The 11,167-nt window shown below is 49.1% G+C and carries 8 protein-coding genes and 1 pseudogene; 4 read left to right on the top strand and 5 right to left on the bottom strand.

Annotated elements, in window-relative coordinates; genetic code table 11:
* Positions 1-253: pseudogene (locus tag J0895_RS09700) on the bottom strand (hypothetical protein); the annotation flags it as partial.
* A gap of 546 nt (positions 254-799) precedes the next feature.
* The gene (locus tag J0895_RS09695; protein WP_207087897.1) at positions 800-2,299 is read right to left on the bottom strand and encodes a CIA30 family protein; all 1,500 of its coding nucleotides are present in this window, start codon (positions 2,297-2,299) and stop codon (positions 800-802) included.
* Here J0895_RS09695 and J0895_RS09690 point away from each other — a divergent pair.
* The 3 genes from J0895_RS09690 to J0895_RS09680 all read left to right on the top strand — a co-directional run bounded on the left by J0895_RS09690 (position 2,298) and on the right by J0895_RS09680 (position 5,377).
* Positions 2,298-2,480 carry a hypothetical protein gene (locus tag J0895_RS09690; protein ID WP_207087896.1) on the top strand — a complete coding sequence of 61 codons (183 nt, stop codon included), beginning with the start codon at positions 2,298-2,300 and terminating at the stop codon, positions 2,478-2,480. The two genes, J0895_RS09695 and J0895_RS09690, sit on opposite strands and share 2 nt — an antisense overlap.
* A gap of 28 nt (positions 2,481-2,508) precedes the next feature.
* Positions 2,509-3,855 carry a DUF481 domain-containing protein gene (locus J0895_RS09685; protein WP_207087895.1) on the top strand — a complete coding sequence of 449 codons (1,347 nt, stop codon included), beginning with the start codon at positions 2,509-2,511 and terminating at the stop codon, positions 3,853-3,855.
* A 232-nt stretch (positions 3,856-4,087) separates the two neighbouring features.
* Entirely contained in the window at positions 4,088-5,377 is a 1,290-nt protein-coding gene (locus J0895_RS09680) for an FAD-dependent hydroxylase (RefSeq protein WP_207087894.1), read from the top strand.
* Positions 5,378-5,472: 95 nt separating this feature from the next.
* On the opposite strand, the gene J0895_RS09675 is transcribed toward J0895_RS09680, so the two are convergent.
* Positions 5,473-7,326 carry a peptidoglycan DD-metalloendopeptidase family protein gene (locus J0895_RS09675; protein ID WP_207087893.1) on the bottom strand — a complete coding sequence of 618 codons (1,854 nt, stop codon included), beginning with the start codon at positions 7,324-7,326 and terminating at the stop codon, positions 5,473-5,475.
* A gap of 841 nt (positions 7,327-8,167) precedes the next feature.
* On the opposite strand from J0895_RS09675, the gene J0895_RS09670 reads away from it, so the two are divergent.
* Entirely contained in the window at positions 8,168-9,931 is a 1,764-nt protein-coding gene (locus tag J0895_RS09670; RefSeq protein ID WP_340643487.1) for a mechanosensitive ion channel family protein, read from the top strand.
* 60 nt (positions 9,932-9,991) lie between these two features.
* Here J0895_RS09670 and J0895_RS09665 read toward each other — a convergent pair whose 3' ends face one another.
* Both J0895_RS09665 and J0895_RS26345 read right to left on the bottom strand, forming a co-directional pair.
* Positions 9,992-10,705: a cyclase family protein gene (locus tag J0895_RS09665; protein WP_207087891.1), complete on the bottom strand. Its 714-nt coding sequence runs from the start codon at positions 10,703-10,705 to the stop codon at positions 9,992-9,994.
* Between the two features lie 177 nt (positions 10,706-10,882).
* Complete coding sequence (locus tag J0895_RS26345) at positions 10,883-11,008, bottom strand: hypothetical protein (protein WP_277989814.1); 126 nt, start codon at positions 11,006-11,008, stop codon at positions 10,883-10,885.
* Positions 11,009-11,167: the final 159 nt, after the last annotated feature.

Genomic DNA, 11,167 nt, shown 5'->3' with positions numbered 1-11,167 from the left:
GCTCTTCAAAATAGAACCTGTAGACTTCCTGAAAATACCGCTCTACAACAACTTCTTCCAAAGAGCAGGTATCCCTTCTGAGACCATAACGGAAATCATGGAGAATACCTTTACTGGCACGAAGGACAAGCTGCTTCTCGTAATACGGGCATGAAGTTTGTCCTGCTGCTAGCCGATCTAACTCTTTGCTAACAGTAGCCCAACTCCTAACAGAGCTATGCGGATTGCAGTTTTCAATAGCTGCTTTCAGCATCTTCGCGATCTCTTGGGCGAGTAATATGGGCGCGGGACCTTTTTTTTTGTATCCCTCATTATTGCGCCCATTATGACCCAAGCGCACTCATCTGGGCTATCTTTCCCTTCACACAGAGCTTTGTAAGGCCTCTGGTAACGCCATGAAAGCTTGTCGTGAACAATATCTCCATCGGTCATGGTCCCACCTCCAACGCTTGGAGTTGATTTCTACCATTAAGTTAGCGCATAACTTTGACAATGACAACTATTAACAGAAGATTTTGCTATAAATGTCAGGTTTTAGCGTGGCAGGTCAGGCGAGTAGAGTCCTCAGACGAAAGGATAACTATTCAATTGAGGGGACAGGAATGAGAGCATAAGAATGAGGGGACAAGAAACCGGATGTCCTTACCTCCCCTTATTACTGCTCCTGTGGCATAAATTTTTAAAAGTCAGCCGGTTGTCCTCTTGACTGAGACCCTAGACAACACCTGTTTTGCTGGATTTTTGCTTTCCTGCACAGCAACAGCAGGACAAGGCACTGCCTTGTCCTAACGGGTAAATATTAGCTAACGGCTTGCCGATCGCGCCCTAAGCTGGCAAATAACCCCCGCCAGTCCCCTGCCGGACTTCCTGCTGGGTCAGCTTTCACCTCAAAGGTAACATTACAGGCTTCCGAGAGTTCTAACGCCTGCACGCACAACTCGGCAATATCCTCTCGACTCACTTTTCCCTTAATGTTATCCCCTTGCTCAAACCTTAACCCCTCACCCCCCGGTTCTTCCGTGAGCGCACAAGGGCGGATAATCGTATAAGGCAATCCACTGGCGCGAATAGTATCTTCCCCGCGTAATTTCCAGGTTAAAATCCCCCCCAATTGTTCATTCATTCTCACCGCTGGCGGTTCTGACTCTAAATCTAACCCCGGACGTCCCGGACGAGTTACCCCAGCTGAACTCACTTGGATAAATCGGGGTAAGCTTGGACCGCCATAAGCTTTCAACGATTGAATTTGCAATTGAAATGGTCCGGGGGTAAATTGTGGATTCAGTTCACCATCATACTCAAATTTACTCAGCATGATTTGCACCGAGCGAATTTGACTGGCATCTAAAGGCGGACAGTCTTTCAATGTTTTAGCCCGAAAAACCGGGATAAATTCTGAAAAAGGAATCCGAACTGTAAATTCTATATTAGAGACCGTATCAAAGGAATAGCAGTAGGAAATACTATCCCATTTCGGGTCGGTACGGAGAATAAATTTATACCGATTGCGATCGCCTTTGACTCGGATATCAATCCCTTGATAGGCGGATAAATCAAAAGGGGGTTCAAAATTGCGGGTGCGAATGGAGACAAATCCACCAGAATTTGAGGTGGAAACGTTCCCAGAAAACAAAGCAGTTTGGTTAACGAGGCGGACGTTACTTTCGCTGACTCCACCCATGACAATATCATCTAGTGCACCCCAAATTTCTTTGAGGTTGTCCGTGGGTTTGCTGAAATCAAAGATGATTTTTTCATGGGGTGCACCCACGGTAGCGAGTTGACGACGGGTGGCATCGACCAAATTTTGAATACCTTGATATTCCACCTGTTCCGGCACATCCACCACTTCCGGGGTATAAAATTTGATGCCTTGATAATATTTTTCCCGGGTTGGGGTATCGCCTTCGATGGGTTGTACTCGGGTCCCGATACAGGAAATTACGGCAGTGACATCTTGCAGGAGGCGATCGCTCAAACTCTCGGCAAGGGTAATATCCCCATCCACCAAATCCACTCCAGTCCCGAGCATTTCCCGTCCCCGCTTAAGATCCCGGACTAACCCTCTGACGGAGTACCCTCGCTGTTGGAGTTTCTGCACAACCCGCTTGCCGACGCCTCCCGTGGCACCGGCAACCAGAATCACGCCCGGTTTTTCTGGGGTGCTGATGGTACTTTTCCCGCCTGTGAGGAGATTGCGGATCCAGGAAATATTCCCCAAAAATGGGACCACTCCAAAATAGGATAGGGTTTTCCAGAACCTGCCTGCATCCCATTTGGGGCGTTTTTGTTCAGTCATGGTGATTTTTCTCCAGTCCATTCAGAGTTACTCTCTAGTGGTAACAAATTATTTGCAGATGGGGTGGGGGTGGGTTGCCGCACCGATCGCCTCTGGGGTTTTCTTCTTTTTATCCGGTTCTCTTTTAGCCCAAATTGTAAATACACCTCATCAGAGAATTCGTAATAATTTCTCTGGATAGTAAGGTTGAAACAAAACAACCTGTTGCAATGACCATAATTATGATTGGGGTGAGGAAGTTGAAGGGTACAATTGTATTAGTTTTTACAGGAGTTTTTCTAGCTTGTTTAACTGGAGCTTTACCGTCAGAGGCGCAAACCCCCAGTATATTTTTTAATCCTACCCGAGAGACTGGAATAAAAAATCAGCTAAATATTCCTGAATTCACCGAGGAAGTGCCAGCTTTTAATTTGACCCCACAAACCCACGAAGTTACTCAGTCAAACTTGCAGCTTTTAGAGGAGGCATTAGAACTCATTAATATCCTGAAAGACCCCGAATCTAAGGTTAAGTTATTAACTGAAATTGCCCTTAAATATGGTGCGATCGCCCAGGAAGAACGCGCTCAAATGCTCTTGACTGATGCCTTAATCGCCGCCAATGATATCGAAGAAGACTCGGTGCGGGTGCGGGCTAAAACTGCGATCGCAATGGCCTATTTTCAACTGGGACAAACCGAAACTGCTGCGGAATTGCTCTCAGAGGCATTAGCAATGGCAAATAGTCTAGAAAATCCCGAGGTAAAATCTAGCTTACTGGCACAGCTTGCCCTCAACTATGATGCGATCGGATTAGGCGATCGCTCCTTAGCCATTTTATCCGAAAGTCGTGACATCGCCCGTCGCACTCAATTGGCAGAACCCCCCGCCCTCTTCCCCTTTGAACCCACGGGGTGGGAAGGTCGAGTGGGAGTGGGTGCTTCCTTCTTTTCCGGGACAAAAATCACCAGTCAAACCACCTTTAACTTCGCACTGGAACGCCAATGGCCGACGGATGAAGTAGACTTCCGAATTAGTTTTACCAATGACTATGATGATAGTCGAGTTGCTCCGCAAGACGAGAATCAAATCAAGGGTCAAATTCATGCAGAATATCGCCATCATGCCACGGAACGCTATCAATATTTCATCAGTTCCTCAGCCCGTCGGGATGAACCCGATCAGATTGATGTTCGGACTAATTTATATACGGGTCCAGGGATTAACATCTGGCGCGCCGGTCCCGATCGCTCCTTTGATATGCAGTTGGGTCTAGGCATTCGTTATGAAGACTCCAACCGCCGCCGGGATGATTTGGATTTTCCCGTAGCTCAGTATCGAATGCGCTATAAAGATGTGTACTTTGATTTCCTCACCTTACGTCAGTTCCTAACCTTGGAACTCCCTTTTGATGATTTAGAGGATTATTATATGGAATCTTCGACTACCTTGGGAATTCCTATTATTCAAGGATGGTCGTTTAATAATAACTTGATTTTGAGATATGCTAATAATCCCTCTCTGGATAATCCCAATTTACGGGTCGATTTCGTCACGGGAATTGAGTATCAATTTTAGGGGATGAGGATGGGGTAGCTGTTCGTAGTAACGACTTCAGCACTAGCCCTAAATTGGTGTATTTGTAGGGGCGCAATGCGCAGGCCATGAATTGGGCCTGCGCATTGCGCCCCTACATGAAATAACTAACAGATCCCCCATCCACCCAATCTCCTCTAGCCTGAAATTGCGATTTGCGGCACAATGATAAGGAATGACCTATCTTTACTTGTTTTGAGAAACCTCGATAACCATGCCCTTACAGCAGCTTACTCGCGAAACAACGGTCACTCCCGGATCGGAATCGGCTTTTGATTATGATGTGGCGATCGCCGGTGGTGGAATTGCTGGGACAACTTTAGCCGCCTCTCTAAAAAATTCAGGGTTAAAAGTTGTGCTGATTGAGGCATTGCCTCCATCGGTTGCCGCTTCCCGAAATCAAGTGTATGCTTTGTCCCTATTGTCCGGGGAAATTTTCCAGGCAGTAGGGGTGTGGGAGCAGATTTTCCCGAAAATTACCCCGTTTAATCAAATTAGTCTCTCGGATTCTGGACGAGAAAGGGTGCGCTTTCAACCGGGAGATTTGGGTCGAGAAACCCTCGGTTATGTGGGGGAACATCAGGTATTACTCTCGGCGTTGCAGGATTTTCTCACAGATTGTTCTAATGTCACATGGAACTGTCCAGCAGAAGTGCTTGGAGTGGAATACCAACCCGATGGAGTGGTGGTAGAAATCAGAAATCGGGTTGAGGAAAACCCCGAAACCCAACGAATTCGCACCCGGGTCTTAATTGCTGCTGATGGGGCGCGATCGCGGATTCGGGAAGCAGCAGGCATCAAAACTCGCGGTTGGAAATATTGGCAATCCTGTATTACAGTCCAAGTTAAACCGGAAAAACCTCATGCCAATATTGCTTACGAACGATTTTGGCCCAGCGGACCCTTTGCCATTTTACCCCTGACGGAAAATCGCTGTAATATTGTTTGGACTGCACCTCACGAGGAAGCCAAAACCTTAGCTGCCTTGGATGATGCCGAATTTTTAGTCGAACTTCAGAAACGTTATGGGGAACAAATGGGACGAGTGCAGCCGATTAGCGATCGCCGAGTCTTTTCGGTACAACTGATGCAAAGCAGTCGCTATGTGCAATCCCGCCTTGCTTTAATTGGAGATGCCGCCCATTGTTGCCATCCGGTGGGGGGACAAGGGCAAAATTTGGGGATTCGGGATGCAGCAGCGATCGCCGAAATTCTCACTCAAGCGCATCAAAGGGGAGAAGATATCGGGTCCCTAGCCGTTCTCAAACGATATGAACGCTGGCGAAAAGTGGAAAATCTCACAATTTTGGGCTTCACAGACCTGCTCGATCGCCTATTTTCTAATCAATTCTTACCGGCGGTTATCTTCCGTCATCTCGGATTATGGGGATTGCGAACCCTTCCCCCAGTCAAGCAATTCGCCCTACGATTAATGACGGGACAACTGGGACGACATCCTGAAACCGTCAAAGCCTTATCCGTCCCATCGAGTTCGTCATTGTGAGGGTAAACAAACGAAAGGACACGGCATTGCCGTGTCCTGAATCACTCTGAAACCCTGGAAAAATGCCGACTCCTCAAGCTGTTGCCCTTAACAGTTCACCGCGAATAGACTGCTTGTCCGACCGTAGAATCGACTCCCAGCTTCTGGCGATCGCCGGGAAGATAGGCTAACGGATCCGCCGCATCAGTACCCGGGGGATAGAGCTCAAAATGTAAGTGAGGACCCGTACTATTGCCCGTACTACCCATTTCCGCAATCAATTGACCTTGAATCACCTCCTGACCAGCGCTGACCAAAATACGATGATTGTGAGCGTAGCGAGTGAGACTGCCATCGGGATGCTCAATTTCAACTAAGTTTCCATATCCGCCAGAATTCCAGCCTGCAAAGGTGACGATGCCAGTTGCTGCCGCCATAATTGGTGTACCAATCGGTCCAGCAATATCAATCCCCTTGTGCATTCGTCCCCAACGCATTCCGAACCCGGAGGTAAAGACGCCTCGGGCGGGCCACATATAGCCTTGAAAGAGTTCAGGGGGTTCTGGAAGGTAGGAACCTGCTGCTGCTAGGGGGGGCAGTTCTGGACCCGGGGCGGGAGTCGCTTGAATTCTGCCGCGTAAGGCTTCCAAACGGAGGCTGATGCTGCTTTCTAGGGGGTCTGCAGAGGCTTCAGAGGGGGTAGGGGTGACGGGACGAGGGGGTAACAGGGCGTTGAGGCTTTCCGAGGGGCGGAGTCGCCCTTCCCAAGTGGGTTGAAAGCGATCGCCCACCGTTACTGTCTCATCAGTGGGTACTGCTGGAGAATCAAGGTCCCCAGAGGGTTCAAGACTGGGTTCGGTCATGGCAAATCCCTCGCCCCCAATCCCCCACCGATTACTGGGTAGGGAGAAGGGGGACTCGACTGCGGGGCGATCGCGTGGGTGGAAGTTCTCCACAGAGTCATCCGGATTCTCATGAGTTTCTGGGGATTGAGGAAACAGAGTGACCACGCTTTTTGCAGGGAAGGCAGGAAAAAGTGATGCAGTTGTTTCCGGACTTTCCCCGGTGGGGGTTAAAGATTGAGACGTAGAAACCGTGGGAACCTCGGTTCTGGAGGATTCTGCCTCGGCGATCGCTAGTGCCTGGTAAATAAAAGCGGCGACTTCCCCACGGTTCGCGATGCGATCGGGATTGGAAAACCAGTCATTCGGAGTTGTCCCTCCATAGAGATGCTGATGCTGTTCCAGTTTCTCCAACAGGAGAATCGCCCCCGCGAGACGATCTTGTGCATAGGTGGGAATAGATGCCGAGGAAGATGAAAAATAAGTGTCTACATTTCCGAGGATGTCCCTGGGGGGTTTTAAGTTTAAGCCCTTGACTAGGGCGACTAACACTTGTAATCGGGGGATCGGTTGATTAGGTTCAAATGCTTGGTTTGGATCTCCTCCCATCCATCCCATTTCTGATGCGACGGCGATCGCCGTTTGCGCCCAGTCATCCTCCGGACCCTCTGCACTCAAAGGCTTATCCTCAGAGAGATAGCGGTCTTGGAAGGCTCGTTGCAGCACTGCCGCAAATTGCGCTTGAGTCATCGCTGCATCGGGTTGAAAACTGCCATCAGGGAATCCGAGAATAATTCCCCGTGCTTGCAGCACTTCGATAAATTCTCGGGCCCAGTGACCTTCTAGGTCGGTTAATGGCATTTGAGGCTCCAACCCAGCCCTCAAAGTGCGATCGCTGGGATGGTAGTCATTTAGACTCGGATCCAGGGTTTTGTTCCGATCGCCCGGGGTGAATGCCGCATAGTGCTGTAATGCATCCTCGCCAGGGTAGTGAGGGTCACGGACTTCATTACTCGCTGGGGATGCCAGTGCGGGGGATCGTCCACCGGGACTAACACTGGCTTCTTGGGTTAAATCTGCTGTAACAATGGCCGCTAAAGTGCCAATTGCAAGCTGTTGAATGTTCATTGTTCGCCTCCTCAGTCGGACAAAGCGTTAAATTCAGACCCAATCTGGGCATAAAAAAGCCCCCAGATCGTCCCCTGATAGGGTTCGTCATTGGGAAACGCCTTTCTTGGAAGTCGTACCCTTCAGGTGGTTAGGTCCTCTTCTGTGAACAACCGCCAGGGGTCTAACAGAAATCACCTTGCTCACCTAAATCAGGGTTATCTCTTGGCAATCAATCCTGCTCATTCCGTGTTTCTACGGAATTTCCTGATCAACTCAGGTTAATCCTTGAAGAATATTGCAATCTAGATGCCGTTCCAGGGAACAGAAATTCCGCAGAACGGGTCTTCTTGCAACATTCCCTCTGGGATTGGAAATGCAGGCGATCGCCCGATAAAACCGGGTACTTATTCAAGCTCTATACTCAGATTCCAACCCCCAATCCGTACAGTTTTGTAAATTAATTTTCCTGAAAATCATTTTCGGGGATTTTTTGCGGTGAACGTTCAAGGTTTGATAAATTTTAAGAATTAATTAAACTGCACTTTTTTTTTAAAAAATTATTGCACCTTCAACAGAACAAAAAAGTAGCAGATCTAAGCCTGCGATCGGCTATTTTCTCCAAGAACAAGGGTAGCTACATCCCTGAGATCACTGCTTGCGCTTTCAAGGTTTGTGGATACAAATAAAGCAACTAAGACTCTGGATTTTTCCAAAGCTCTCCCTGGCCTGTGTGAACTTTAAAATACAAAAAGCCAGCGGCGTACCGAGTCGGTTTTACTCTAGGGAATGGCAAAATAAGGACAACTAAAATCGACTGTCGATGTCGGGTGAGTCCAAAATCAAGCCATTGAGCTTCGTCGTGAAACCAAGAAGAACCGTTAATCCCTCTCGAATTGGGAACTTTAAACCCTTTATCGGGGCAACAATTATCACCTTGCTTGCCCTCATCGGACTCCTGTCCCTAACTCCGATGCCTAGTGCTGGAACCACCGTAAACCCTTCAAATCTGAACTGGATTGCGCCAGTGGGACAGTCCCAGGAGGCGATCGCCAGGGCACAACCCGAACCCTACATGGCCCAATTTCGGTCGGAATGGCTCAATCAGGAACTCCAACAAGCACAAGCTGCCGTTAGCTTGGATGGGAGACGCCTTTTCTTTGTCACTCGTGCAGGGGAATATCCCGCCGATGTTCGCGCCAACGTGATTGAAACTCAGCTCCAATCCGTGGCAGATTCGGCCATGCCCTTTGAACTAGAGGTGCGCCAAACCAATCAACTGCCCGCAATTTACCTCAACAATCGCCTCTTAGTCACCGTCACTGCCGGGGATACAGAGGATAACTTTACCCCCCAAGCTCAAGCGGAAGTTTGGATGCGGGATATTCAAGAGGCCCTAGAACAAGCCACAAGGGAACGGGAGGGTCGATTTATCCAGCGATCGCTGATTCACGCCATTGCCATTGTCATCGCCATCTTGGTCCTGAATCGCGGATTAACAAAAATGTGGCGACGGTATCGCCAACCCTTGCGCGATCTCTTGAGAGGCTCAACCCCCGAGGGAGAAACCGACAACTCCATCGGTGCCATCGATTTGTTATTCACCCTCCTCGGGACAGTCTTCCGCATCGTCTTGGCAGGGGGGACCCTTCTTTATATTGCCAACCTCTTCCCCTTCACCCGACAATGGAGCTACCGGATCACCAACATCCTGATCACCTCCTTTACCACCCCCATTATCACCCTGACAGAACGCTCTTACAGCGTCATCGATCTGCTGATCATCACCGCGATGCTGATTGCCGTAGTCGCTGTGTCAGGAATGGCAACCAATGCTCTGCGATCGCGGGTATTGCGACTCGCCGGACTAAATCGCGGTGCAGAAGAAGCCATCTCCATCGTCACCAAATACTCCCTGATCATCATCGGCACCGTCGTCCTCCTGCAACTCTGGGGACTCGATATCACCTCCCTCACCATCGTTGCCAGTGCCCTGGGTGTGGGGATTGGTTTCGGGTTTCAAGATATCGCCAAAAACTTTGGGAGTGGCATCGTCCTCGTCTTTGAGCGTCGCATTCAAATCGGCGATTTTGTCGAAATCGGGCAATATGTCGGGACCGTTGAGCGCATTGGGGGTCGCAGTACCACCATCCAAACCTTAGACCGGATTTTTATCATTGTGCCGAATTCCAAGTTTTTGGAAACCGAGGTGATTAACTGGTCCCACCGCAACCCGGTCTCTCGATTGCATCTGCCCGTTGGCGTCGCCTATACTTCTGATGTTCGCCAGGTCGAAAATGCCCTATTAGATGCAGCTAAGGGACATCCCGATGTCTTGCTGGTTCCCCCACCCCGGGTATTTTTCAAAGGGTTTGGCAGCAGTTCTTTAGATTTTGAACTCCTGATTTGGATCTCTGAACCCAGTCAGCAGTTTGGGATTAAAAGCGATTTGTATTTCCGGATTTTCTCCTTGCTGGACCATATCGGGGTGGAAATTCCCTTTTCTCAACGAGATTTGCACGTTCGGTCTGGAACCTTGCCGGTGCAACTTTCCCCAGAACTGGAACAGGCATTATTGAAATGGCTCGATCGCAATGGACATGGAAATGACAAGGAGATGTTGTGAACCTTTCGGTATCACCGGGAACTGCATCGCACTCTGTCAGACCCAACCTGAAAATATAGGCTATTTTGAAGGCAAAAATGCCAACACGGTTGCGGGAGAACCCGAACCCTGGACTAACTGCAACGGCGCGATCGCCAGGGTCGTTCCGGTGGGGGGCAATTGGTCCAAGTTTGTGAGATTTTCTAGGACAATGCGCGGTTGTTCCAAGACTTGCCGGTTGGTGGCAAAGGTCAAATCTTGTCCCCCATCTACCCCGTGGGTATCAATTCCTACGCCTCCAATTTGACGGCGATCGAGCAAAAATCGGGTGGTTTCCGGTGCAAAACCGGGAAAGTGCTGCTGGTTGATAAAGGCATCAGGTTCGGACCATTTGTGCTGCCAGCCCGTATATAATAAGACGACCGTCCCGGGAGAGATTTCCCCCTGTTCTGCTTCCCAGGCCAATACATCAGCGCAAGTCAGGGCATAATCAGGATTCTGGGCCGCCTGTGCGCAGACATCGATCGCCACAGCTTTTACGACTAATGACTCGGCAGCATAAGCTTCAATTCCGACTCCTTCGGGATAAAAACTATTGGGTGCATTCAGATGGGTGGCGCTATGTTCTCCCATAGAAAAGCGGCGTAAATAATAGCCATCGGTAGACAAGGTGGCGATCGCCTGGAACTCAACGGGAGGATCTCCCGGCCATTGGGGGATATTGGGGGCGATCGGGTGACTCAGGTGAATCACCTGGGAATAATTAATGGTTTTAGAAGAAAATGGCCGGTTCATGGCGAGGATTGAGGGTCAAATGTTCTCGCTAATCATACAAGAACCTGGGAGTCAGAATCAGGGTTGAAGGATGAAGGTATAAAACTATAGTCCAAGCTATAGAGGGAATGCGTAAGTTCTGTAACCCCTTCTATCACCGAAAAAAGGGAGCTTTTTATCATTTTTTAAAATAAGTTATCAACGCCGACGAGGTAGAATGTCTCGAATACTCATCGGCAAATTCCCCACTATCAATCGCTCGATCGCCTCCTCATTACGCTGATATTGAATCCCGGCATAAATCATTAACAGTCCCAACACCATTAAAGTTAATGGAAATAAGAGTGCGATTCGTTCGCTGGCTAATCCATAACCAGCGGGGAAAACTAACTGAAACTAACCCAGAAAGTTAGCTTCCTAACTGACTCTTTGATACAAGTGAAAGTCTTGTCCTGTAGGAGACACAGTGACTCCCAACCTGGC

The sequence above is a fragment of the Phormidium pseudopriestleyi FRX01 genome (assembly GCF_017313335.1).
Taxonomy (GTDB): domain Bacteria; phylum Cyanobacteriota; class Cyanobacteriia; order Cyanobacteriales; family Laspinemataceae; genus Laspinema; species Laspinema pseudopriestleyi.
Note: the sequence above shows the minus strand (reverse complement) of the source record. Positions and strands in the feature narration are given on the sequence as shown.

Coding starts and splice junctions, on each gene's coding strand:
- J0895_RS09690 (WP_207087896.1), top strand. CDS start 2,298: ATGGTGATTTTTCTCCAGTCCATTCAGAGTTACTCTCTAGTGGTAACA.
- J0895_RS09695 (WP_207087897.1), bottom strand. CDS start 2,299: ATGACTGAACAAAAACGCCCCAAATGGGATGCAGGCAGGTTCTGGAAA.
- J0895_RS09685 (WP_207087895.1), top strand. CDS start 2,509: ATGACCATAATTATGATTGGGGTGAGGAAGTTGAAGGGTACAATTGTA.
- J0895_RS09680 (WP_207087894.1), top strand. CDS start 4,088: ATGCCCTTACAGCAGCTTACTCGCGAAACAACGGTCACTCCCGGATCG.
- J0895_RS09675 (WP_207087893.1), bottom strand. CDS start 7,326: ATGAACATTCAACAGCTTGCAATTGGCACTTTAGCGGCCATTGTTACA.
- J0895_RS09665 (WP_207087891.1), bottom strand. CDS start 10,705: ATGAACCGGCCATTTTCTTCTAAAACCATTAATTATTCCCAGGTGATT.
- J0895_RS26345 (WP_277989814.1), bottom strand. CDS start 11,008: ATGGTGTTGGGACTGTTAATGATTTATGCCGGGATTCAATATCAGCGT.